Source organism: Butyrivibrio sp. NATIVEDY162 (genome assembly GCF_045999815.1).
Lineage (GTDB): Bacteria > Bacillota > Clostridia > Lachnospirales > Lachnospiraceae > Butyrivibrio.
This window is the reverse complement of the sequence record NZ_CP172573.1, coordinates 2614534-2638998: the sequence shown is the minus strand read 5'-3', so window position 1 is coordinate 2638998 and position 24465 is coordinate 2614534. Positions and strand designations below refer to the sequence as shown.

Below are 24465 nucleotides of genomic sequence, written 5' to 3'. Positions count from 1 at the left end.
ACTTGTAAACAATTATGTCACCCGGAAAATTATCCGGAATACAAAATTCTCACTGAGCACCAAGAATCCTTTTCGCATTCTCGATTCTGTCAGGTGTGGGTGCCTCCACTCCCTCCAGCTGATAAGGAATACCAAGCTCCTCCCACTTAAACTGTCCAAGAGAATGATATGGAAGCACATCAACTCTCTGCACGTTTTTAAGTGTATCAAGAAATTCTCTGGTCTTCATCAGATAGTCATCATTGTCCGTAATTCCCGGCACAAGAACATGCCTTATCCAAATGGGCCTATCTATTTCAGACAAATACTGAAGGCAGTCCTTAATATTCTCATTAGGTTTACCCGTAAGCTTAATATGCTCGTCATTGTCGATGTGTTTTATATCAACAAGAAGGAGGTCCGTGTATTCCATAAGCTCCCTAAACTTGGAAAAGAAGGGTTCCTGTCTGGTAAAGGGCTCTGCTGCCGTATCAATGCAGGTATTGATTCCTCTGCTCTTAGCTTCCTTAAAAAGCTCAAGCAAAAAATCAATCTGCAGTAGCGGCTCTCCGCCACTTACAGTAATTCCTCCTTCGTCTCCCCAATAGCCTCTGTACCTTTCTGCCTTATCCAGAAGTTCTTCTGCGGATCTAAGATCATTGGATTCCGGGTTCCAGGTATCAGCATTATGGCAATACTTACATCTGAGGTTACAACCTTTTAAAAATATGATAAAACGAACCCCCGGTCCATCTACTGAACCGAAGGTTTCGATTGAATGAATTCGTCCCTGTATCATTAAACTCTCTTTCGTCTTTTTTAGTCTTCCTGCTTATTCACCGCAAAGGCAAACAATCATTTCTTCCAATCCTCAATCTGTGCACTGAGCCAGTCAGCAAACTTATCAACACCCTCACCTGTCTTAGCGCAGATAGGAATGATCTCAGCCTTCGGATTTCTCATATGTATGTATTCCTTGCATTTTTCAAGATCAAAATCAAAGTAAGGAGCAACATCTATTTTGTTGATGAGTACAACATCACAGATGCTGAACATAAGAGGATATTTAAGTGGCTTGTCATGTCCTTCAGGCACTGAAAGTATCATTGCATTCTTGGATGCTCCTGTATCAAATTCAGCAGGACATACAAGATTGCCCACGTTCTCAAGAATTGCAAGCTCTACGTCGCCTTCTACCAATGCATCAAGACCCTGTCTGGTCATATCTGCATCAAGGTGGCACATTCCACCTGTGTGAAGCTGAATAGCTTTAACACCTGTCTCAGCAATCTTCTTTGCATCAACATCTGAGTCAATATCAGCTTCCATAACTCCAATCTTGTACTTATCCTTAAGGGCTGCAATTGTAGCCTTAAGTGTTGTGGTTTTTCCTGATCCGGGTGATGACATGAGGTTTAAAAGAAAAATTCCTTTATCCTTAAGCTCTTTTCTTAAAAGCTCAGCTCTTTCATCATTACTCTCAAACACACTTCTTTTTAACTCAATAATTCTAGTACTCATTTCTTTATATCCTTCCAAAATCTATAACTCTTTTACTCTTTAGCTTTTTTCTGCTTTTCTTTCTTCTCTTTATCCTTCTTATCTTTATTCTTTTCTTTCTTTACCTTATCCTTTACTTTGTCCTTGACCTTCTCAGTTAATGCATCTTTCTTGGAAAGTCCTGCTGATGCAATGGCTTCATCTACAATCTCCGCATCATCCGATTTCATAAGGTCAACAATAACAGCATGATTCTCTGCAAATGAGGCATCAATCTCATCCTCTTCATCAAATCCCTTCTTCATAGCAGGGAATCTGTACTTTCTCTCATAGAGATCAACTGCAATCTCAAACTCCTGATTCTTCTCTTCCTTCAGGTGCTCGATATACTCATGTGTATCAAACAGACCTGCGCTTACCTCCAGCAGGCAGACCGCTATATTGCTACAGTGATCTGCAATTCTCTCATAGTCGGTTCCAAGTTCAGATAAACTTAATCCCATTTCTACAGTGCATTTACCTTTTCGGAGACGTCTGACATGTCTTCTCTTCATTTCCATATTGAGACCGTCGATTACTTCCTCAAGAGGTTCTACAGATTTAGCCAGCTTCAAATCCTGATTCTGGAACGACTGGAAAGCCAGGTCAACTATTTCCTTAACCGCATTTGAGAATATTCTAAGCTCTTCACTTGCCTTAGCTGAAAAGTGTTCATTCTTGTCTCTCATATTGCGGGCTATCTGAGCTATATTAAGTGAATGATCACTTATCCTCTCAAAATCAGTCATGCAGTGAAGAAGAATTGATAATGTTCTTGAATCCGCTTCTGCAAGATGATGGTTATTTATCTGCATCAAATAGGTTCCAAGCTGGTCCTCATAGCGGTCCACCTTTTCTTCAAGCCTTCTGACTTCATCTGCTTTATCAGTATCATACTCCTCAAGAAGGGGTATTGCTTTTTCAAGACCCTCTCTCGCGAAATCAGCCATGTCCATTGCAACCTGTTTTGCCTGCTCAAGAGCGAAGGGCGGATTGGACAGAAAGCGTGGATCCAGCTTTGTAATACCAAGCATCTCCTCCTGCTCTTCTCTCTCCTTCTCGTCGATGGGAATAGTAGCCATAGCCATCTTCACCAGTAATCCTGAGAATGGCAGCATCAGAGGAGTTGCCACCAGATTTATAAGTGTATGGATGGAAGCTATTCCTACCATTCCTGCAGTCCGATCCATAAATGCAAAATGAACAAAGGCGTGTAACGTATAGAATATGATCATGAAGGACACAGCCTTGATCACATTGAAATACAAATGCATAAGAGCTGTTCTTTTACCGTTCTTATTGGCACCAAGTGATGATAATATCGCTGTGATACATGTACCAACCTCTGCGCCTACAACAACGGGAAGCGCAACGCTGTAAGGTATGTGCACCGACGCTGCCAGAGCCTGCATGATACCGATGGTTCCGGCAGAGCTTTGTATTACCATGGTAAAGAATACACCTACCAAGAATCCGATAGCAGGGTTACTGAAAGTCATAAGCACATTCTGAAAACCTTTGTCGTTTTTAAGAGGAGAAACAGCATCAGACATCATGCTCATACCAAACATAAGCACTGAAAAGCCAATGAGAATAAGACCGATATTGTTCTTCTTATCCTTCTTTGAAAACATGTAAAGAACAATACCAATAATTGCTAAAAATGGAGTAAATGATGTGGGTTTTAAAAGATTTATCAGGAAGTTATCACTGCTTATAGCATTCAAGCTGAGCAGCCATGCAGTAAATGTAGTACCAAGGTTTGCACCGAGAATAATATTTACTGCCTCTTTAAGTGTCATGATCCCTGAGTTAACAAGACCGACAACCATTACAGTTGAAGCTGATGACGATTGAACAAGTGCGGTGACTCCCACACCAAAGATATAAGCAATAATAGGATGGCGTGTTACCTTGCTAAGTGCAGCTTCAAGCTTACCTCCTGCTGCCTTGGTAAGTCCGCCACTCATTACATTCATACCATACATAAACAGAGCTAATCCTCCGAGAAGCCCTGCAATTAACGAAAACAATTCCATAGAATTCATCCATACCTCCTACATGTCCTGGGTACTACGTAATTTTTTGTCCTCTTCTTCACAATTTGTATGGTAACGTAAAAAAATTCAAATATCAAGCACCATTCTTATATATTTCCCATATTTTGCTTCTGAAGGTGCTACTTTTACACCGTCATGATATTCCTCCCCATATATGTTTTCTTCTATATCAACTTCCTCCAATATCTCAAATCCAAGTTTCTTACACAGATGGATAGAAACTGCATTTTCCGCCTTAACGAAGGTTTGCACCTTTCCAAACTGAAGAACCTGTTTCCCGTAATCCAGTATGGCTCTGCACACCTCATAAGCATATCCCTGCCTCTGAAATTCAGTTCCTATCAGGAACCCCAGCTCAATATCGTCAAAGCCGTTTCGCACACTAAATCCGGCGCGTCCTATGATTTTTCCGTCCTCCTTGCGAATTACTGTCCAGGTTCCAAATCCCAAAAGACCATATACTTTTTCTATGTAGTCTCTGGTATACCGCTTTTCATCCTCAGGGTTCTTAAACAGCCCCTCCATATAGCGTGTCATCTCGGGATCTGCATAAAGTCTGTAGAATTCATCCACATCCTCAACCGTTGTCTCTCGAATTATGCACCTGTCTGTTTGCAGTATTTCCCACGGAAGATGTGCATATCTCTGGTAAGCTTTCTCGTACGAATCCCTCGCAATCTCTTCTATATCCGTGAATACGTATTTAAGACCTGCAAATGATTCCGATTGGTTTTCATCATGCCAGATTCCCACTACATAATAGTCATTTTCAATAAGTTCCTCTGCTATCTTCGTTGAATCAGATACGATCAGCATATCTCCCGGAGCTCTCCCCGACAATCCGGACAGAAGCCAGTCCATGTCATCTTCTCCCTGCATTTTGCTCCCTGGCGTCAGAATTGCGACTTCGAATCCTTCTTCTTCCAGATATTCAGCGGCACTATTTATTTTTTCACAGACCGCTTCACCCGGTCTTCTTTTTAAACAAAAAATGATTTCCCTTAGCAACTTTTATATACCTCATGTATATTGTATAATTAATCGCGGATTTCTACCACGAAAAAACGTAGATAGTATGGAAATCCCGCAGCTATTTATCATTTAATTAAGGAGATCATAATGTCTGAAAACAAAAATCCAATCGTAACCATAACAATGGAAGACGGCAGCGTAATCAAAGCGGAGCTTTATCCTGAAATCGCTCCCAACACAGTTAACAACTTCATATCTTTGATAAACCATAACTTCTATGATGGTGTCATTTTCCATCGCGTGATCAAGGGCTTTATGCTTCAGGGTGGCGATCCTGACGGCACAGGAATGGGCGGCCCCGGTTATTCTATCAAGGGAGAGTTTTCTCAGAATGGTTTTGAGAATAACCTTCTTCACACCGAAGGTGTCCTTTCAATGGCTCGCACACAGTTCCCTGATTCTGCAGGCTCACAGTTCTTCATCATGCACAAAAATGCTCCTCACCTCGACGGTGCCTATGCAGCATTTGGCAAAGTAACAGAGGGAATGGATGTAGTTAATAAAATTGCTGAAACCGAAACAGACTGGTCAGACAGACCTACAACAGATCAGGTTATGAAAACTGTTACTGTAGAAACCTTCGGAGTAGATTATCCCGAACCAGAAATCATAGAGTAATTACTTACAAAATTAGCCCTAAAAAGGGAGGAAGCCAAGGAAACTATTGTTTCCTTGGCTTATTATGAAAAAGTTATTTTTATTGGTATTGCCTTTCTTCATCTGACATCTTTAGTATATCGAAAATAAATGTCTAAGAAATAATCTGGCGTTAATAGTCTTTAAACGTTTTATGAACAAAAAATGAACGGCCAGCATGCCGCTAACCGTCCATAAAATCACGTTATTTCTTATCCGGCACAACTATGGTAAGTGCCTTATTTTCATTTCTTATATCTACATAGGTATGATCACCGCCATATTCCCCATCCCTTGTCCAGGATATGTTTTCCTTGGATTCAAATATGACATGCCTGGTCTTAAAACAGTACATCTGCTCTGTGTCTATATCTCTGTTCAAGAACGCAGCTATAAGATTGCTCATATCGAGCATATTATCAGGAAGCTTTACCAGAGTAACCTCAAACACACCATCATCAAGGGTCACATTTTTCCCTGTTATATCCTTGAAACCGCCCACAGATATAGAATTTGTTACCATGCCGAAAACAAAATCATCCTCTATTACCTGTTCATCGGTAGTCACCTTAATGTGATAGGATCTTATCTCAGAGAGCCTCTTCGCACCTTCAAATATATATGCCATATGTCCAAGAACATTTTTAATGTCCTGTCTGGTCAGATAGGAGACATCTGTAAACATACCAAAAGCAGCTATATAGACGAAAATCTCATCATTCATAATGCCGATATCACAATCGTATGTTTTCCCGGTTACCAAAGCCTCTGCTGAAGCATGCATGGTAGAAGGAATTCCCAGACTCATCGCAAAGTCATTTGTTGAACCGGCAGGGACATAGCCTATGGGAATACGTTTTTCAGACTTCCACATACCATTTACAACTTCATCCAAAGTCCCGTCTCCCCCGCTGCAGGCAACTATATCATATATGTCTTCTCTGTTCTGCACTACATAAGTAGCGTCGCCGTGCTCTTGTGTAGGATAAACAGTGATCTCATAACCTGCTTTGGCGAAAATATCTATGATATCCACCAGATTACTTTTTATTCGTTCCTTGCCTGCCTTTGGATTATAAACAAACAGCATTTTCTTCTTTTTCATGTGGCCTCCTTAATAGGATGGAACAGCATAATTATATGAATAATATTTTTTGATATAAAAAACCGGTTACATTCATTATACTGAATGCAACCGGTGCTTTCTACATATTTATTGTTGTTTTAAGAAAGCTGCAGATTCCCAATCAAAAAACTCTCCATACCTGCAACTGCGTCTGCCTCATCTGAGCCATCGGCAATTACTGTTACCTCTTCGCCACTGCTAAGGCTAAGTGTCATCATACCCATGATGCTCTTCGCATTAACCTTCTTTGACTGTGCTTCAATATGCACTGTGCTGTCATAGCGGCTTGCAAGCTGAACCAATTCGGCAACCGGACGTGCCTCAAGTCCACCTGGAAGCTTAATTTCGATAGATTTTGTTATCATAATTTCCTCCTCTTACTGCAGAAATCGCAGTGTCACTCATCCTCGCAACCTATCCGCGAGTTCGCTGAGCTTTCTTAGCCTGTGATTAACACCTGACTTTCCAACCGGTGGATCCAGATATTTTCCAAGCTCTAACAATGTTGCATCCGGATATTGCAGCCTGACCCTGGCCATATCCTCAAGTCCCTTCGGAAGATTCTCAAATCCGTAGTGATCTCGCAAATACAATATGTCCGTGGTCTGTCTCGATGCTGCATTGACTGTTTTTGTGATATTGGCTGTCTCACAATTGACCCTTCTGTTTATGGAATTACGCATCTCTTTTACAATGCGCTCATTCTCCATATTCATAAGACTCACAGGAGCTTCCATTACATTAAGAAGATCAACTATAGCTGTGCTCTCCTTAATATATACGACATAGTATTTCTTACGCATTACAATACGCGCCTCTATGTCAAAGCTCTCAATCATCTCCCTCAGATCATCAGCAAACTTCTGCGAAGTACAGACGAATTCCAAATGATATGATTTACTCGGATCGCTAACTGAGCCAATACATAAAAATGTATCTCTCAAAAATGCCCTTTTGCAGCAGGCCTGTCTGGTTATCCTATGGCTCACACCATCGTCGGCAGTCCTGATATTTCCATCGTCATCAACTATATGAATAGATTTTAATATAGAAGAAATCTCTTCTTCTCCCCGGAGAACAGGCACGTAAACCTTTCCTCCCAGGTGCATAAGCGGCATTTTATCAAGCACGCTAGCCTCTATATTAAATGCTTTTTTTAGTATTGTAAAGAACTTTCTACCCTGAGCCTCCGCATCAGCCTGTAAAAACACTGTATACACGCCATCTTCAGACTTGCCGACTGCTCCGCATCCAAGAACCAGAGCCGCCAGTTCCGAAAGTCTGCAATGCCTTGAGGAGGCTATCTGCTTTGCAAGTTCATTTTTCACATCACTTGAAAATGACATCTATATCACCTTGCATGCTTCAAATCTCTGTGATAAATTTTCACCCCGAAATTATCAGCTTCTTTTAATCTTTCGTAAATCTCATTAGCTATTGTAACCGACCTGTGTTGTCCGCCGGTACAACCTATAGCCACAACAAGCTGGTACTTACCCTCGTTTATATATCCGGGCATTAGAAATTCCAGCATATCCTTTAACTTGTCCAGGAACTTATCACACTCGGGGAAGCTTTTAACATAGTCCTGAATCGGTTTGTCATTTCCCGTTAAGTGCTTGAGTTCATCAATATAAAAAGGATTTGGCAAAAATCTTACATCAAATACCAGGTCTGCATCCGATGGAATGCCATACTTAAATCCAAAGGATAAGACTGTCACCATCAGATTATTATGTTTCTCATTGGCAACGAAAATCCTGTCCATCTCTGCCTTGAATTCTCTTGTGAGAAGCTGAGATGTATCGATAATATAATCCGCCTGCCTACGGATTTTCACAAGCTGCTCGCGCTCCTTGCGAATGCCGTCTTCTATCCTTCCTTCAGGTGAAAGCGGATGTCTCCTTCTTGTCTCTTTATATCTTTTTACAAGCACAGAATCTGAGCACTCGAGGAAAAGCACCTCCACAGGGAGTCCTCTCTTCCGGAGCTCATCTATTACTTTTGGTACATCCTCAAAACTTTGTCCCGATCTGACATCGAGTCCAAGTGCAACCTTGGATATCTCACTGTCAGGAAGAGTAATAAGTTCAATAAATTTTTCAAATAACCTTGGGGGCAGATTATCTACACAATAAAAACCTGCGTCCTCAAGCATATGAATTGCAGTGGACTTTCCTCCGCCGCTCATTCCCGTCACTATAACAATTCTCATGCCTTAAAATCCCCCAGAAGTATTACCTCCGGTGATAATTCAACACCGGATGTTTCAATTACTTTTTTCTTAACATCATTTATAAGTCTGAAAATGTCATCAGCACTGGCACCGCCTTTGTTTATCACAAAACCGCAGTGTTTTTCCGAAACCTGTGCTCCTCCTACGGAATATCCGCGCAGCCCGGCATCTTCTATAAGTTTTCCCGCAAAATAACCTTCAGGTCTCTTAAAAGTGGAACCTGCACTGGGATATTCCAGCGGCTGCTTGGAGACTCTCTTTTCCTTAAGCTCATCCATCAGATTTTGTATCTCGTCTCTATTACCGCTTTCAAGTTCAATAAGGCACCCTGTAATAACATATTTTTTCTTTTTAAACACACTGGTTCTGTAACCAAATTCAAGGTCTTCTCTGTCCAGAACTGCCTCATGTCCATTCTCGTCTATGGCATATACCGTACTGACAACCTGTTTCATCTCTCCGCCATAGGCTCCTGCATTCATCACCAAGGCGCCTCCTATGGAGCCCGGAATGCCATGAGCAAATTCAAATCCCTTAAGAGCATTATCCCGTGCCAGATTAGCTACGGCCACATTTAAACATGCTGCCCCTGCACTTATAACATTGGAGTTCTCTAATCTGCACTCCGCAAATTCTCCGCAAAGCGAGATAATAATGCCCTGATACCCGCTGTCGGCCACAAGAAGATTACTCCCATTACCAAGCACATAATAATTATCCTGCATGGTAAGTCCTTCCTCATTAAAAAGACCGATTACCCGGCAAAGGCGGGATTTGCTGTCAATCTTTACAAAATAATCGGCAGGCCCACCGACGCGAAACGTGGTGTGCCTGCTCATTTCTTCATTCTTTATGATGTTTTCTGCCGATACTATTTCGGCCAGTTTATCATATAAGTCTAATCTCATTTCTCTGAAACCGAATCCAAAACAAGTTTTGCAGCGCCGAAAATGCCGGCATCATTACCGAGCTTTGCAAGAGCAAATTTTGTTCTCTTAGCTCCGGGGAATACATATTTCTCAAATGAAGGACGAACAAGATCAAAGAGAATATCTCCTGCCTTGGATACTCCACCACCAAATACGATAATCTCAGGGTTAATGGTGGAAGCTATCATAGCAAGGCCTTTTCCAAGGTATTCACCGTACTGTGTAATAGCCTCATTTGCGAGCTTATCACCCTTCTTAGCTGCATCAAATATATCTCTGCATGTATAGTCCTTTCCACGAAGAACACATTCCTCATCACTCGCCTCAAGAACTCTCTTCATAAGAAGATTAGCGCCTGTAGCACTTGCATACTGCTCAAGGCATCCCTTATTACCACAGCCACAGGTAAGTGTCTCATCATCATTGATATGAATGTGACCGATCTCACCGCCTGCACCGTTAGCACCGTTAAAAATCTTGCCCTTGTGGATTATTCCACCGCCAACGCCGGTTCCGAGAGTAACCATGAGCATATCCTTATAGCCCTGGCCTCCTCCCATCCAATATTCGCCAAGTGCTGCAACATTTGCGTCATTACCGCACTTAACGGGAATCTTAACCAGATCATGAAGCTCATTTTTCATATTGAACTCGCTCCATCCAAGGTTAACAGCCTTAAAAATAGTTCCATCATCAGCAAAAGGTCCGGGAGCACCTGCTCCTACGCCAACAACCTGAGAGTCCTTTATTCCTCTCTCTTCCATCTTCTTTCTTATTGCCTCAGCAATATCAGGAAGAATATTTTTACCTTCATCTTCTGTTCTTGTGGGTATCTCCCATACTTCTATCTTATGGCCATCCATATCAAGAAGTCCGATTTTTACTGTTGTTCCGCCGATATCTACGCCGAATACATAGTTCTCGTAAATTGCCGTATTCTGATTATCCATTGTCAAAAATACCTCTACCTTATTTTTTTATTTTAGTCGTCGTCATCGTGACCCTTAGCCAGTGAATTCTGTACTCTGTTATAAAGCTCCTGGGCAGCATTGTAACCCATCATCTTCTGTCTGTGGTTTACAGCAGCTGACTCGCAGATTATAGCCAGGTTCCTGCCGGGACGAATCGGAATTCTGTGGCAGACAATCTTGTTGCCGAGGTATTCTGTGTACTCCTCTTCCAGACCAAGTCTGTCATATTCCTTATCCTTGTCCCACTCTTCAAGCTTTATTACAAGATCAATGTTCTGAGTGTCACGAACGCTTGATACACCGAAAAGTGTCTTAACATCCACAATGCCAATACCGCGAAGCTCAATAAAATGTCTTGTGATATCAGGAGCAGAACCGATAAGTGTTACATCACTTACCTTTCTGATCTCTACTACATCGTCAGAAACAAGTCTGTGTCCTCTCTTGATAAGCTCAAGTGCTGCCTCTGACTTACCAATTCCACTTTCACCTGTAATAAGAACTCCGACACCGTAGACATCAACCAGTACACCATGAATTGAAATACACGGAGCAAGTTCAACATTCAACCATCGAATTATCTCTGCCATAAATGATGATGTAGGCTTCTTTGTAACCATGATCGGAACCTTTTCTTCAATAGCGATTCGAACAAAAAGCGGATCCGGAATCAGGTTTCTGCAAAATACTACACAGGGAATATCAAAGGAGAGAAACTCGCGATAAACTCGTTCCTTATCCTCAGCAGGAATAGACTCCATGTAGGTATATTCTACGAATCCAATTACCTGAAGCCTTGTAGCCTCAAAGTGTTCAAAATAGCCCGCCAGCTGCAACGCAGGTCTGTTTATGTCGGGCTGATGAATACGGATTCTGGAAACGTCAAGTTCAGGAGTGAGGTTTTCCAGTTCCATCTTTTTTATTACAGTTTTAAGCTTTACCGTTGACATTAGACACCTCCCTATAACTTACCACAGTTTAGCATAACCGCTGGGCTTTTACAATTCAGACGGGTGAAAGAATTCATATATTTGCATTGCCTGATTCTCCGGAATTTCAGGAACCTTTTTAAGAGTTTCCACATCTGCCGTCCTTATCTCTTCTATGGATTTAAAATGCCGCATAAGAGCTTTTCTTCTGGCAGGTCCGATTCCCGGTATTTCATCAAGAGAGCTCTTAACCTGAGCCTTACTTCTTAAGGATCTGTGATATTCAATCGCGAATCTGTGCGCCTCATCCTGAATTCTGGTTATAAGCTTGAATCCCTCAGAGCGCTTATCTATCGGGATTTCGACATTATTAAAATAAAGGCCTCTGGTTCTGTGGTTGTCATCCTTAACCATTCCGCATACCGGAATATTAATCCCAAGCTCCTCAAGCACCTGCAGACAAATATTTACCTGGCCTCTTCCGCCATCCATCAGTATCAGATCAGGAAACTTTGTAAAGCTTCCATACCTGGCATCTATTTCCCTTACCTCAAGCTCATGCCTCTCTTCAAGTCCATGCATAAGCCTTCTTGTAAGCACTTCCTTCATGCAGGCATAGTCATCGGGACCGGTAACAGATTTTATCCTGAATTTTCTGTAATCACTCCTTTTGGGCTTGCCCTTTTCGTACACCACCATGGATCCAACATTGGCAAATCCACTGATATTGGAGATATCAAAAGCTTCCATCCTGGACAAGCCGCTGATTCCAAGGAGTTTTTCAATCTCCTTAACAGCTCCGATAGTCCTGCCTTCTTCTCTCTTAAGTCTCTCCTTATCCTTACTGAGAACGAGCTCTGCATTCTGAGCTGCAAGCTCCATCAGTTTTTCCTTCTGGCCTCTCTCGGGAACCTTTAAATAAACGCGGCTTCCCTTTCTCTGAGTAAGCCACTTCTCTATTATATCCATGTCCTCTATTGCCTCCGGGAGCATCAGCTCTCTTGGTATAAAGGGCGTTCCTGCGTAGAACTGTTTAACAAAATTCAGCAGTATCTCGCTCTGTGGATTCTCAGATACATGTGTCATGTAAAAATGTTCGCGGCCTATAAGTCTTCCATCCCGGACAAAAAATACCTGCACCACTGCATCGTTTTCATCTGAAGCAATTGCCAGGATATCCTTGTCCTCCATCGCCGCATCTGTCATTTTCTGCTTCTGGGCTACCTGCCTCACACTTGAAAGCAGATCCCTATATGTCGCAGCTCTTTCAAAATTCAGCTCTTCAGAAGCCGCTTCCATTTTCTCACTGAGATCTTTTATTATTGGGCTGTAATTTCCCTCAAGAAAATCCAATGCCCCCTGAATTCTCTCAGCATATTCCTCCCTGGATATCTTACCGTCACAAGGTGCTGAGCATCTGTTCATGTGATAGTTCAGGCATGGCCTGTCAACTCCTATATCCCTTGGAAGCACTCTGTTGCAGGTTCTAAGGCCATAAATCTTATTTATCAGCTCTATAGTATCCTTGACAGCCGCCGCACTGGTGAAAGGTCCGTAATACTTTGACTTGTCTTTTTTCATAAGTCGGGAAAAGAGAATTCTCGGGAATTCTTCCGATACCGTAACTTTGATATAGGGATAGGTCTTATCATCCTTGAGCATGGTGTTGTATCGGGGACTGTTTTCCTTTATAAGGTTGTTTTCAAGTACCAGGGCTTCCAGCTCCGAATCAGTTACTATATACTCAAATCTCGCAATCTGACTGACCATGCGGTCAATCTGCGGCCCCCTTCCGACTATCTTGCGAAAATAAGACCTTACTCTGTTGTGCAGATTTATAGCTTTTCCAACGTACATAATGGTATCATTTTCATCACGCATGATATATACGCCGGGATTCTTGGGTAATTTTTTTAATTCTTCCTGAATGTTGAATTTTTCTTCCATAATAAATATTAGCAGAAAGGCTGCCGCTATGCGACAGCCTTAATTATTGTTTTAGTTGTTGTTATCAAAATTGTCCGGTACATGTGAAAAACGGCCACCGCCCTGATTTTCCTGGTCTGCACCATCGTTCTGAGCATTCGAATTATCTGCAGGAGTTGCCGGCTGTCCGTATGAATCTTTTACTTCAGCATCAAAAATCGATCCCGAATAGCTCTGCGGTTTATAACTGTATGGGTCATTCTGAGGTGTATTGCTCATTCCCATAGGCTGACCATACGTTCCTCCCTGCTGCATATTCTGCTGCTCATAAGCAGGGTTCTGCTGAACCGGAGCCGGTTCCTCAGGCTTTTTCTTTTCCTTGATCGGAACATTTTCTCCCACGGCGGCTGACTCAGGACGAGTTGCATAGATTCTTCCGTGCTTTGCAGCTTCAAGCTCTTCCTCAGTAGGCTCAGGAATGTTCTCAACCTCGCGGTAAATCTTCATAAATTCCTTACCGGTGATTGTTTCCTTCTCAATAAGGAACTGAGCGATCTTATCCATGGTGTCTATGTGATCACAGATGATCTGTTTAGCTTTTTCATAACAATCAGCAAGAAGCTGTTTAACCTCTTCATCCACAAGGAATTCTGTCTGAGGGCTGCAATTCAGCACTCTGTTTCCGTCAAGATATCTGTTCTGAATGGATTCAAGCTGCATGAGTCCGAATTTCTCGCTCATACCAAACATAGTGATCATGCTGCGAGCCATAGAGGTAGCTTTCTCAATATCATTCTCAGCGCCGGTTGTAACCGTGTTGAAAATAACCTCCTCAGCTGCACGTCCACCAAGAGATACGATTATGTCGTCTATTATCTCATCCTTGGTCTCAAGATATTTCTCATCCTCAGGAACCTGCATTACATAACCAAGTGCACCCATTGTTCTCGGCACAATTGTAATCTTCTGAACGGGCTCCGTGTTCTTCTGAACAGCACTTATGAGGGCATGTCCAACCTCGTGATAGGAGACGATCTTTCTCTCCTCTTTGCTAAGGATTCTATCCTTCTTTTCCTTACCGACAAGAACCTGCTCAACGGCTTCCATAAGATCCTGCTGGCATACATACTCTCTATGTGCCTTAACAGCATTGATAGCAGCCTCATTTATCATATTGGCAAGGTCTGAACCTACTGCACCGCTTGTAGCAAGAGCTATTCCCTTAAGATCAACGGTTTCATCCATCTTAACATCCTTGGAATGTACTCTCAGTATCTCCTCACGACCTTTAAGATCAGGCTTATCAACTATTATTCGTCTGTCGAAACGTCCGGGCCTGAGAAGCGCTTTATCAAGTATCTCGGGTCTGTTTGTAGCACCAAGAACAAGTACTCCCTTAGAAGAATCAAAACCATCCATCTCAGAAAGGAGCTGGTTCAATGTCTGTTCACGCTCTTCATTACCGCCGCCATACTTGCTGTCACGGCTTCTGCCGATGGCATCAATCTCATCAATAAAGATGATGCATGGTGCATTTTTGCTGGCCTCAGCAAAAAGCTCACGCACACGGCTTGCACCGACACCGACGTAAAGTTCAATAAAATCAGAACCTGCAAGTGAATAGAAGGGAACATGTGCCTCTCCTGCAACTGCTTTAGCAAGAAGAGTTTTACCTGTTCCGGGAGGCCCTACAAGAAGCGCTCCCTTCGGAAGCTTAGCACCTATCTTCACGTATCGTCCGGGATTATGAAGGAAATCTACTACCTCAACCAGTGATTCCTTCGCTTCATCTTCACCTGCCACATCCTTAAATGTGACTCCGGTCTCACGCTGCATATATACCTTTGCATTGTTCTTTCCTATTCCGAGCGGTCCTCCCCCCTTAGACATACGTCTGAACACAAAGGACAGGATCAGCCACATCAATGCTATAGGAAGTACATAGTATACAGCAAAAGATATGATAGCACTTGAAGAATCCGGCACTTCACTACTCACAGGAATGCCTGCATCAAGGAGTCTTTTTGTCAGTGTGGAATCATCCTCAGCTTTACCTGTATAATATGTCATAACCATGGTAGAGCCATAAAAAGGATTGTACTTTAGCTCATCTGAGCTCACCTTCGGAATGATATTTATCCTGTCATCCTCAATGACTACGCTTTCAACTTTTTTGTCATCTATCATCTGGATGAATTCAGAATATGTCACTTCTTTGTTACTGGTTGAAGTAACCGCCCTCATGATGTAAGTCATGAAAAGCACTGCAATAAGTGCAGCTACAACCAGAAGCAATACATTCTGTTTTTTAGGACTGTTATCTCCTCCGGTTCCATTGTTGTTTGTATAATTGTTATCCATTGCTTACCTCGTAAATTATATTATCGTTCTATTATAAGTATAACAAAATCATAAATCAATCACACTTTGGCAAAAAACATTGTGTAAAATATAAATTTTTTATAAACTTTTACTCCTCAAAATTCATCGCCTTTAAAAAGGCTTCTCCAAACATATCCGTTTCAGCAAGTTTAACTTCCGTAGACTTCTTTAGGATGCTGTTCATTTTTTCCCTGTAATCACAGTCACTTAATGCCATTTCACAGCCCTTTAGGGATGTATTTCCTACACACCTGCAAATCCCTTTATCTATAAATTCCTTTGGAACGATGCTTAAGTACTTCACTTTTTCCATGTCGAGGTGCTCGCTGAAGCCTCCTGCCAGATATACTTCATCTATGTCCCCGGGACCGCATCCATGTGATTTCAAAAGAGTATCTATTCCGCTTCGTATAGCTGCCTTTGCAAGCTGCACAGCCCTTATATCATCCTGTGTAAAAAATATATCTTTCTCTGAACCGCCGCTCTCATTTCTACTATATAAAGGCACGCCCTTATCAAAAAATTGGTCTTTAAGAAGCCCGGTATCATCGATCAAATCTACTCTTTTAAGCTCCGACACAAGCTCAAGCACTCCGCTTCCGCAGATTCCCACAGGCTCATCATCTCCGATAACGCTAAGCTCCCGGATTATATCTCTCTTGTTAAGCGTTATGTGTTCGATTGCCCCTTTAACCCCGGGCATTCCACATGATATTCCTCCGCCTTCAAACACCGGTCCTGCTGCCGTAGAACATACGCTTATCCTCGTAGAATCTGCAAGTGCCATCTCCCCATTTGTTCCAAGATCAATGAGCATATATCTTTTCCCCTCCGGAATACTGTCAAAGGAAAGCGAATACATGCCTGATACTATGTCAGCTCCAACAAAGGCTGATATCCCTGAAAAGATCTCACATTTAGTATTACTGACCAGCTCTTCTATTAATAAATCCCGCAGACTGTAATCCGGATATGATAGTCTTTTGGGCGTATACGGTGCTCTTCCCAGCCCTTCACAGGAATCCCCCGTCAGAATATGCAGCATCGTAGTGTTTCCAGCTATGATCAGCCGTTTTACCAAAAATCCCTCTGTCAGTCTTTTTATATCATCGGATACAAATCTTCTTAATTCTTCTCCCTTCCCTGAATTTGCAGCCTGAATTCTGCTTATCACATCAGCTCCAAGCATACGCTGATGGTTCATTATCGTTCTTTTTAATACGACATCGTTTTTGCCATCCTTACCTTTTTGCAAAAAGGCTGCAGCAATGGTAGTCGTTCCAATGTCCAGTGCAACATCAGCTTCACCTGACGGAACCTCTTTTTCTTCAATTCCGGAAAACAATATGCCTTCTTCTTTTTTTCCGGAAAGCATTATAAAGCCCGCATCTTCAGTAATAATCGCTCTGCAAGCCAATCTGACACCTTCCTCAAGCTCTTTTTCAGTCAGATGCTTTCTATCAGCTGCTGTTATCCTTGTGGCTCCGTATAAAAATTTCACTCTGCATTTCCCACAAAGTCCCGTTCCCCCACAGGGCATCTCTGAATTTATTCCATTTTTCAGAATAAATTCAGACAACAGCGTTCCTGCATTTATCTCGTATTCACGATTACAATAGTTCAATCTGCATTTTTTCATTTATAGAGTACCCGTTAACTCAATATTATATCCTTTTCATTATACCCTATACCGTGCGGAAGCGCATAAATACATGTTGTTTAGCCAAAACAAATCCATCTAACCTGTCAGCAGCCGCAAAATATGTTTGAATTTTTGCAAAAAGTTGCAGAATCGTTAGTATTTGTGCATATTTTACTTTGCCACGGCAATTATTGTGGTATAATTTTTTCAGCGTCTGAAATTGGTCAGACAACACAGAACTTTTAACGTTAACTATCAAAAAATTAGCGTTAAATAATTTATTAAGGAGGATATATTAGTATGGGTATTTTAAAAGCTGGAATTGGTGCTGCATCTAGCGTTCTTGCTGATTCCTGGAGGGACTATTTCTATTGTGATGCACTTCCTGCAGATACACTTGCAGTTAAGGCTTCAAAGCGTACCGGGAAAGGCAGCTCAAATACAAAAGGAAACGACAATATTATTTCAAACGGCTCCATAATTGCTGTTGCTGACGGACAGTGCATGCTTATAGTAGATCAGGGCAAGGTAACTGAAATCTGCGCAGAGCCCGGTGAATTTGTTTACGATATCAGCACAGAGCCTTCTCTCTTCTATGGTGACCTTTCAGATAATATCAAGGAAACCTTTAAGAAGATCGGTAAACGAATCGGTTTTGGCGGAGATACAGGTAATGATCAGCGCGTTTACTTCATAAACACAAAGGATATTATCGGTAATAAATATGGTACCGCTAACCCTGTTCCCTTCCGTGTAGTTGACAGAAACATCGGTCTTGATGTGGACATTTCAATCCGTTGCCACGGCGAATACAGCTACAAGATTGTGGATCCTATTCTTTTCTATACAAACCTTTGCGGCAACTTCCAGGGAGAATACAGAAGAGATAACATCGAGTCACAGCTTAAGAGTGAGCTCCTCACAGCACTTCAGCCCGCTTTTGCAAAGATTTCCGAAGCCGGTGTACGTTACAGTGCTCTTCCCGGACATACAACCGAGATTGCTGATGCACTCAACGAAGTGCTCTCTTCCAAGTGGGGCAATACTTACGGAATCAGGATTTCAACCTTTGGTATCAACTCTGTAAATGCTTCCGAAGAAGATGAGAAGATGATAAAGGAGCTTCAGAAGAACGCTGTATATTCCAATCCCAACATGGCTGCAGGCGCACTCGTAGGTGCTCAGGCTCAGGCTATGCAGGATGCTGCCAAGAATACCAGCACCGGTCCTATGATGGCATTTGCAGGTATGAATATGGCTCAGCAGGCAGGTGGCGCTAATGCTGCTAATCTCTTCGCTATGGGTCAACAGCAGGCTCAGGCAGCTCCTCAGCCCGCTCAGATGCAGCCTCAGAGCCAGGGCAGCTGGACATGCTCCTGCGGAACTGTAAACAATGGCAATTTCTGCTCCAATTGCGGACAACCCAGACCAAGTGCAGATTGGACCTGTTCCTGCGGAACCGTAAATAGCGGAAAGTTCTGCTCTAACTGCGGAAAGCCCAGACAGTAAGACAGCTTTTGTCCGGTCAGGAAATATTACGATAGGAAATTGATTTATGGGATTAACTGAATACGAATGTCCCGCCTGTGGCGGGATAATGAACTTCGATGCAAAAAGTCAGCTTCTTGCATGTCCTTATTGCGATACCAAGATTAAAGTCAGCGACTATGTTGCTCCCCGCAAGGAGGAACAGGATAAGGACGCAAAAGCTGACAGCAATGAGTGGATGCAGGAGGGAAATGAGTGGCAGCCCGGTGAAACTGAAGGAATGGTGGTTTATTCCTGTCAGTCCTGCGGCGGCGAAATTGTTGCTTCCGAAAATGAAGGCTCATTAACCTGTCCCTTCTGCAGCAACAATGTAGTCGTCAAGGAAAAATTCTCCGGTGATCTGCGTCCCGACTATGTTATTCCTTTCAAAAAGAATAAACAGGACGCAATGAACGCTTATGCCGGATATGTTAAAGGCAAGCTCCTTTTACCCAGTGTTTTCTATGCAGAAAACCATATTGATAAGATCCGGGGCATATACATTCCTTATTGGCTGTATGATGCCACTGTAGATGGAGACTATAGCTTTTCTGCTACAAAGGTCAGAACCTGGAGTGACAGTGACTATAACTACACAGAGACAAGTCACTACGGCGTAGAAAGAAGCGGCTCTGAGAGTTTTGCAAATGTCCCTCATGATGCATCCAAAGAAATGCCTGATGACTTGATGGAGTCCATTGAGCCCTTTAATTTTAGCGAAGCCGTCCCTTTTAATGGCGGATATCTCGCGGGCTTTTTAGCTAACAGATATGACATCAAGGCCGAAGACACCAAAGCACATATTGTTGAACGTATGAAAAACACAGTTGAAACAGACATCAGAAATACCGTAGACGGCTATTCAACTGTGAACATCACTTCCAAGCAGCAAAATGTCAGGAACCTTAGACACAAATATGCCCTCTACCCTGTCTGGCTTCTAAATACAAGCTGGAACGGCAAAAATTATCTGTTTGCCATGAACGGTCAGAGCGGCAAATTTGTCGGAAACCTGCCTGTAAGTAAAAAGAAGGCCACAATCCTGTACCTTCTTTCCACGATTGGTTTCACGCTTCTGAGCATTTTTATATGCTTACTCATAATCAACAATTAGTGAAAAGGATCAGTCTATGAATTACAAAAGAAAACTTAATTATGTGTCGTTAATGATCATATGTATGGTGCTGATCATGCCGATGCTTTTGCCTTTATGTGTAAAGGCCGGAGCCGAAGGCATGGTTACTCCGGTATACTACGACGATGGTTCTCTGTTTCCGGTAGTTGACGCAGCCGAACTTCTGACTGATGAAGAAGAAAATGCTCTTGCAGAACACATCTCCAGAGTGGAATCTCAGTATAATTCTGCAATAGTTATTGTTACCGTTGATACACTTGGCGACCGCACCGTTGAAATGTACGGTGATGATTTCTATGACTACAATGGTTATGGCTACGGCAATTCTCATGACGGAATACTGTTTCTCATTGACATAACCAGCAGAAAATGGCACATAACCACAACAGGAAGTGCCATAGAAGTCTTTACCGATTCTGCTCAGGAAACACTTATTGACGACTGCAAAAGTGATTTATCTGCAGGCAATTACTATGCCGCTTTCGATGAGTTCGTCTCCTCATGCGAGCATAGGCTTAAGTCAGATGTAGAATACAGAACCTTTAATCTTCCGAAATTTATAATCTGTCTTATAGCCGGATTTATTCTGGCACTGATACCGCTGTTTATATTCATTATGCAGCTAAAGACAGTTCACAGAGAGACAGGAGCCTCCAACTATACACAAAAAGGCCTCTCTCTTACTCATAGGAGCGACAGATTTATAAGAAAATCTGTTGTTCGTTCTGCAAAGCCGAAAGAAAGCTCCGGTTCGTCTACTCACACAGGATCTTCCGGAACATCACACGGTGGAAGCAGCGGAAGCTTTTAAAAAATCACCATAAAGCCTTGAGATGGTTAAGTCTCAAGGCTTTATTTATTATACAAAATTCAGAATAATAAACTGTTTTTTAATAAATCCCTCTCCTATTTATTGCTATACTTATATCTAGGAGACATAAAAATGCGACTACGTGATTACATGCGGATAAATGTGTGGCTACTGCCCCTCTTGCTGGTATTTGTCCCAATCATACTGATAATGTTCGGCAGTTCCTTTATGACCACACCAAGCACATATTACAAGGCCATCCTGAATGATGGATGGTCTGTTAGGCATGGTGATTTCTACGCAGAAAACGTTGAACTTAAAAATCTCGATATCGGAACCGCCAACAGAGGTGATGAGGTTGTTATCAGCAGAGATATTCCCAAAGAAAACGTGCCTTCCGCATGTCTTATGTTCAGATCAATACAGGCGGCAGTTATTGCAACCATCGATGGAAAACAGATATACTCTTACGGCGAGGATTATGCCCAAAAAGGAAAACTTATTCCAAAGCATTTTATCGTTATACCTCTAAATGACGCTTATGCAACCACAGGAAAACGTATTACCATCACGTTTAAGGTTTATGAGGACAATGCTTTCTCAGGACTCTCCGAGGTTTACTATGGGAATCGCCATGACGTGGAGCTTAGCTTTATCCAGAGTAAGCGCCTGCCCTTCTTTATAGGTGGTTTTTTATCACTCTTTTCATTTCTCCTTCTGACTTTATCCTCATATCTTTACATATATCACAGTCACGACCTGTCACTTATATTCAGCTCAGTAATATCATTCACACTTGGTGCATATAATCTTGCCTACAATGACATTTTCTGCTTTCTTTCAGATCACGAAGTATTCTTCTGCATGATCGAATACATTACGCTTTTCTCTGTGCCTTTTGCAATCATCACATTCCTTGTGTCCTCACATCCCGAGCTGAACACTAATCTGAACAAAACACTTATAGCTATAAATGCTCTTTTCCCTATAGTCACTCTGATTTTGCATTTACTTGACATTGCACACATGAATAACTTCGTATCAACGCTCCATGTCATCGCTCTATCCGAGGCAATAATGATTCTTCCGCAGCTTGTTCTCAATGTAATCAAAAGTTATGAAGAACAAAAGAGCTCACCTGAATATGTTGGTAAAACATCTGACAGTATTCTTCTTCTCGGACTCCTGCTTTTCATTATCTGCTCCGTGATAGACATCATAAAATACAACGTATTTAAGTTCTTTGTAGCAGGAGGCGAAATCTCCGTAAACATCAATTTCATGACATTGGGTGCACTTTGTTTCGTTTTATGCCTCTTTGTTTTCTATTTTTATCACGGAATCGAGCATATCAATTCTGTATATGTAAAACAGCATTTGGAAGGTCTTGCTTATACTGATGCTCTTACAGGGCTTATGAACCGTGCTAAATGCATGCAGTATATGGCATCTGTTCGCGGAAGCTTTGCTCTTATCAGCCTTGATCTTGACAACCTAAAAACCGTTAATGACAGCCTTGGCCATCAGGAAGGCGACAGAATGTTGTCATCCTTTGCCTCACTGCTTAAGCAGACATTTGGTGGTTTGGCATCACTTATAGGAAGAACCGGGGGCGATGAATTTCTCATAGCCATCGAAGACCCTGCTCCGGGTTCCTGCGAAAAGCTTCTTATCGACTTGAATGATCAAATAGCTTCATTTAATAGTTCTGAGAAAAAATTCAACATTTCCACATCTTGCGGATGTGCATACAGCAATGAAGTAAAAGATCAAAGTGCCGAGAATGTTTTTGTGCTTGCAGACAACAGAATGTATGCAGAAAAAGAAGCTCATCACGCTTCAAAAATGGGCAAATTTGTAAACGACATAATAGGTTCTTCTCTTAGCAATGAAGGAGGTGAATCTGACTATGAATAAAAGAATTTATTTCCTTATCATTGCTTTTATAACCTTTTTGGTTTTGGCAACCATATGCCATTATCTTTTTAAGCCTGTCTACATAGATGAACCCCTTATTCAAAATGATGGCTGGACTATAACTATAGATGATCAGGTCTATGAAAATATAGATCTTTCGTACGTTAGCAAAAGTATCGCATTCCCCACAAAAAGAGGAAGCTTCTATACTATGTCCAAAACGCTGCCGGCAAGCAGTAAGTATACCTTCCCTTCTCTTATGTTTTTATCAAGATATTCTGCTATTGATGTATATGCAGATGGTGAGCTCATAGCTTCCAATTTCCATGACCTGATAGACAGCGGAAGTTTTATCGGCTGCAATTTGAACGTAATTACAATGCCCCAAAAGGATAGCCCAATTTCTCTGACAATAAAGCTTTATCAAACCGAAAAAAGTTCCTATACCTATTTCTGGCCACCTGTATATGGAGAATATCATGACGTTGTGAGAAACTATTTATTTAATAATTTCTTCCCTCTTGCTACCGGTATTTTCCTGATTATTTTTGGTGCTGCTTTTTGTATAATTACTTTAAGCTTTTATAAGACACTTCCCAGCATTCTGTCTCAGCTTTTTTCTTCAGTTCTCTTTGTAATAATGGGAATTTGGATATTATGTTATTTCAGACTGATTGATTTCTTCGTCTGGACCAATTCGAAATCTTCAGAAGTAGAATATCTTTGCCTTTACTCCATGGTTCCCCTTTCCTATACAATTATCGGATGCATACATGATCACTACAAAGACTGGATTTTTCTTGTAATTGCAGGAACAAGTACGGTAGTGTGCCTGGTACTTATTGTTCTACATTTTTCAGGGTTAATACATATGAATCGTACACTCCACTATTTCCAGAGCATATCCATCATGTGTTCTCTGTTTCTTGTGGTTACCATTTATAAAGATATAAAGCAAAAAAAGCTGCTGCCTTCTGAAATCATACAGACAGTAGGACTTACATGCTTTGCTCTATCATATCCTATAAACTTTATAGCCTTCACACTTGAAATAAAACATATAATCCCCAGGAATCTGCTTACTGTAAGGCTGCTTCCTATCGGCGGACTTGTATTCGTTTTCACGATCCTGATCAACTACTTTATTTATATGTCTGAGTCCTTTGCTATGCGCAAGGAATACGCTTCTCTCACACACCTTGCTTACGCAGACGGCCTTACCGACCTTCCGAACCGCTCAAGATATGACAAATATATGACTGACCTCGACAATGGAAATGATGATTACTGCATTATCAGCCTGGATTTAAACGGACTTAAGGAAATTAACGACAAAGAAGGACATGCCATTGGGGATAAGTATCTGACAGAATTTGCTACAGTACTTAAACAATGCTTTGATCAAAAAGCCTTCATTGCCAGAATAGGCGGCGATGAATTTGTAGCCATATTGAAAAAAGATTACTTTAACGAGGTTGAAACGCTTCTTACCAGATTAAAAGATGCCCTTGAGGTAAAAAATGTTCTCTATCCGGGCTACAGAAGAAGCGTTGCATCGGGATTTGCCTTCAGTACAGAAATAAACGGCAGAGACTCGCACAGTGTCTACCTGTTAGCTGACAAGAGAATGTACGAAAGTAAAAAAATAATGCACGCAAAACTTGGAATTGCTCCAAGGATTTAGCCTA

20 protein-coding genes are annotated in these 24465 nt (G+C 41.8%); 6 read left to right on the top strand and 14 right to left on the bottom strand.

The window, feature by feature from the left end; all coding sequences use genetic code 11:
* Positions 1–49: 49 nt before the first annotated feature.
* The 4 genes from pflA to ACHCNF_RS11375 form a co-directional block, all read right to left on the bottom strand.
* On the bottom strand, positions 50–778 hold the full coding sequence (pflA, locus tag ACHCNF_RS11390; protein ID WP_408069909.1) for a pyruvate formate-lyase-activating protein: 729 nt from the start codon (positions 776–778) through the stop codon (positions 50–52).
* Positions 779–834: 56 nt separating this feature from the next.
* Positions 835–1500, bottom strand: coding sequence for a hydrogenase nickel incorporation protein HypB (gene hypB, locus ACHCNF_RS11385; protein WP_408069908.1), 666 nt, complete (start codon positions 1498–1500; stop codon positions 835–837).
* Positions 1501–1532: 32 nt separating this feature from the next.
* The gene (locus tag ACHCNF_RS11380; protein ID WP_408069907.1) at positions 1533–3566 is read right to left on the bottom strand and encodes a Na/Pi cotransporter family protein; all 2034 of its coding nucleotides are present in this window, start codon (positions 3564–3566) and stop codon (positions 1533–1535) included.
* A 78-nt stretch (positions 3567–3644) separates the two neighbouring features.
* Positions 3645–4586: a GNAT family N-acetyltransferase gene (locus tag ACHCNF_RS11375; protein WP_408069906.1), complete on the bottom strand. Its 942-nt coding sequence runs from the start codon at positions 4584–4586 to the stop codon at positions 3645–3647.
* Positions 4587–4697: 111 nt separating this feature from the next.
* Between ACHCNF_RS11375 and ACHCNF_RS11370 the strand changes: the two genes are divergently transcribed.
* Complete coding sequence (locus ACHCNF_RS11370; protein WP_408069905.1) at positions 4698–5228, top strand: peptidylprolyl isomerase; 531 nt, start codon at positions 4698–4700, stop codon at positions 5226–5228.
* A 223-nt stretch (positions 5229–5451) separates the two neighbouring features.
* On the opposite strand, the gene ACHCNF_RS11365 is transcribed toward ACHCNF_RS11370, so the two are convergent.
* The 10 genes from ACHCNF_RS11365 to ACHCNF_RS11320 form a co-directional block, all read right to left on the bottom strand.
* Entirely contained in the window at positions 5452–6351 is a 900-nt protein-coding gene (locus tag ACHCNF_RS11365; protein ID WP_408069904.1) for a diacylglycerol/lipid kinase family protein, read from the bottom strand.
* A 119-nt stretch (positions 6352–6470) separates the two neighbouring features.
* On the bottom strand, positions 6471–6737 hold the full coding sequence (locus ACHCNF_RS11360) for an HPr family phosphocarrier protein (RefSeq protein WP_026657994.1): 267 nt from the start codon (positions 6735–6737) through the stop codon (positions 6471–6473).
* Between the two features lie 36 nt (positions 6738–6773).
* The gene (gene whiA / locus ACHCNF_RS11355; RefSeq protein ID WP_408069903.1) at positions 6774–7718 is read right to left on the bottom strand and encodes a DNA-binding protein WhiA; all 945 of its coding nucleotides are present in this window, start codon (positions 7716–7718) and stop codon (positions 6774–6776) included.
* 5 nt (positions 7719–7723) lie between these two features.
* A complete protein-coding gene (gene rapZ / locus ACHCNF_RS11350) occupies positions 7724–8587 on the bottom strand; it encodes an RNase adapter RapZ (RefSeq protein ID WP_408069902.1) in 864 nt (287 codons plus the stop codon).
* A complete protein-coding gene (gene murB / locus ACHCNF_RS11345) occupies positions 8584–9516 on the bottom strand; it encodes a UDP-N-acetylmuramate dehydrogenase (protein ID WP_408069901.1) in 933 nt (310 codons plus the stop codon). Before murB ends, rapZ begins: the two co-directional genes overlap by 4 nt.
* Complete coding sequence (locus ACHCNF_RS11340; RefSeq protein WP_408069900.1) at positions 9513–10487, bottom strand: ROK family glucokinase; 975 nt, start codon at positions 10485–10487, stop codon at positions 9513–9515. The genes murB and ACHCNF_RS11340 overlap by 4 nt, the downstream gene beginning before the upstream one ends.
* Positions 10488–10519: 32 nt before the next feature.
* Positions 10520–11458 (bottom strand): HPr(Ser) kinase/phosphatase, encoded by a 939-nt coding sequence (gene hprK / locus ACHCNF_RS11335; protein ID WP_408069899.1) that lies wholly within the window; start codon positions 11456–11458, stop codon positions 10520–10522.
* A 48-nt stretch (positions 11459–11506) separates the two neighbouring features.
* Complete coding sequence (gene uvrC / locus ACHCNF_RS11330; RefSeq protein ID WP_408069898.1) at positions 11507–13384, bottom strand: excinuclease ABC subunit UvrC; 1878 nt, start codon at positions 13382–13384, stop codon at positions 11507–11509.
* 51 nt (positions 13385–13435) lie between these two features.
* The gene (gene ftsH / locus ACHCNF_RS11325; protein ID WP_408069897.1) at positions 13436–15724 is read right to left on the bottom strand and encodes an ATP-dependent zinc metalloprotease FtsH; all 2289 of its coding nucleotides are present in this window, start codon (positions 15722–15724) and stop codon (positions 13436–13438) included.
* 109 nt (positions 15725–15833) lie between these two features.
* Positions 15834–17384, bottom strand: coding sequence for an ASKHA domain-containing protein (locus ACHCNF_RS11320; protein WP_408069896.1), 1551 nt, complete (start codon positions 17382–17384; stop codon positions 15834–15836).
* Between the two features lie 303 nt (positions 17385–17687).
* Between ACHCNF_RS11320 and ACHCNF_RS11315 the strand changes: the two genes are divergently transcribed.
* The 5 genes from ACHCNF_RS11315 (at position 17688) to ACHCNF_RS11295 (ending at position 24461) form a co-directional block, all read left to right on the top strand.
* On the top strand, positions 17688–18896 hold the full coding sequence (locus ACHCNF_RS11315) for an SPFH domain-containing protein (protein WP_408069895.1): 1209 nt from the start codon (positions 17688–17690) through the stop codon (positions 18894–18896).
* Positions 18897–18942: 46 nt separating this feature from the next.
* A complete protein-coding gene (locus ACHCNF_RS11310) occupies positions 18943–20028 on the top strand; it encodes a TFIIB-type zinc ribbon-containing protein (protein WP_408069894.1) in 1086 nt (361 codons plus the stop codon).
* A gap of 16 nt (positions 20029–20044) precedes the next feature.
* Positions 20045–20860 (top strand): TPM domain-containing protein, encoded by an 816-nt coding sequence (locus tag ACHCNF_RS11305; protein ID WP_408069893.1) that lies wholly within the window; start codon positions 20045–20047, stop codon positions 20858–20860.
* Between the two features lie 132 nt (positions 20861–20992).
* A complete protein-coding gene (locus ACHCNF_RS11300) occupies positions 20993–22777 on the top strand; it encodes a GGDEF domain-containing protein (protein WP_408069892.1) in 1785 nt (594 codons plus the stop codon).
* The gene (locus ACHCNF_RS11295) at positions 22770–24461 is read left to right on the top strand and encodes a GGDEF domain-containing protein (protein ID WP_408069891.1); all 1692 of its coding nucleotides are present in this window, start codon (positions 22770–22772) and stop codon (positions 24459–24461) included. The genes ACHCNF_RS11300 and ACHCNF_RS11295 overlap by 8 nt, the downstream gene beginning before the upstream one ends.
* The last annotated feature ends 4 nt before the right edge of the window (positions 24462–24465 follow it).

What these genes read in the sequence shown, in the direction of transcription:
- pflA (WP_408069909.1), bottom strand. Translation starts at nt 778, where the DNA reads ATGATACAGGGACGAATTCATTCAATCGAAACCTTCGGTTCAGTAGAT.
- hypB (WP_408069908.1), bottom strand. Translation starts at nt 1,500, where the DNA reads ATGAGTACTAGAATTATTGAGTTAAAAAGAAGTGTGTTTGAGAGTAAT.
- ACHCNF_RS11380 (WP_408069907.1), bottom strand. Translation starts at nt 3,566, where the DNA reads ATGAATTCTATGGAATTGTTTTCGTTAATTGCAGGGCTTCTCGGAGGA.
- ACHCNF_RS11370 (WP_408069905.1), top strand. Translation starts at nt 4,698, where the DNA reads ATGTCTGAAAACAAAAATCCAATCGTAACCATAACAATGGAAGACGGC.
- ACHCNF_RS11365 (WP_408069904.1), bottom strand. Translation starts at nt 6,351, where the DNA reads ATGAAAAAGAAGAAAATGCTGTTTGTTTATAATCCAAAGGCAGGCAAG.
- ACHCNF_RS11360 (WP_026657994.1), bottom strand. Translation starts at nt 6,737, where the DNA reads ATGATAACAAAATCTATCGAAATTAAGCTTCCAGGTGGACTTGAGGCA.
- whiA (WP_408069903.1), bottom strand. Translation starts at nt 7,718, where the DNA reads ATGTCATTTTCAAGTGATGTGAAAAATGAACTTGCAAAGCAGATAGCC.
- rapZ (WP_408069902.1), bottom strand. Translation starts at nt 8,587, where the DNA reads ATGAGAATTGTTATAGTGACGGGAATGAGCGGCGGAGGAAAGTCCACT.
- murB (WP_408069901.1), bottom strand. Translation starts at nt 9,516, where the DNA reads ATGAGATTAGACTTATATGATAAACTGGCCGAAATAGTATCGGCAGAA.
- ACHCNF_RS11340 (WP_408069900.1), bottom strand. Translation starts at nt 10,487, where the DNA reads ATGGATAATCAGAATACGGCAATTTACGAGAACTATGTATTCGGCGTA.
- hprK (WP_408069899.1), bottom strand. Translation starts at nt 11,458, where the DNA reads ATGTCAACGGTAAAGCTTAAAACTGTAATAAAAAAGATGGAACTGGAA.
- uvrC (WP_408069898.1), bottom strand. Translation starts at nt 13,384, where the DNA reads ATGGAAGAAAAATTCAACATTCAGGAAGAATTAAAAAAATTACCCAAG.
- ftsH (WP_408069897.1), bottom strand. Translation starts at nt 15,724, where the DNA reads ATGGATAACAATTATACAAACAACAATGGAACCGGAGGAGATAACAGT.
- ACHCNF_RS11320 (WP_408069896.1), bottom strand. Translation starts at nt 17,384, where the DNA reads ATGAAAAAATGCAGATTGAACTATTGTAATCGTGAATACGAGATAAAT.
- ACHCNF_RS11315 (WP_408069895.1), top strand. Translation starts at nt 17,688, where the DNA reads ATGGGTATTTTAAAAGCTGGAATTGGTGCTGCATCTAGCGTTCTTGCT.
- ACHCNF_RS11310 (WP_408069894.1), top strand. Translation starts at nt 18,943, where the DNA reads ATGGGATTAACTGAATACGAATGTCCCGCCTGTGGCGGGATAATGAAC.
- ACHCNF_RS11305 (WP_408069893.1), top strand. Translation starts at nt 20,045, where the DNA reads ATGAATTACAAAAGAAAACTTAATTATGTGTCGTTAATGATCATATGT.
- ACHCNF_RS11300 (WP_408069892.1), top strand. Translation starts at nt 20,993, where the DNA reads ATGCGACTACGTGATTACATGCGGATAAATGTGTGGCTACTGCCCCTC.
- ACHCNF_RS11295 (WP_408069891.1), top strand. Translation starts at nt 22,770, where the DNA reads ATGAATAAAAGAATTTATTTCCTTATCATTGCTTTTATAACCTTTTTG.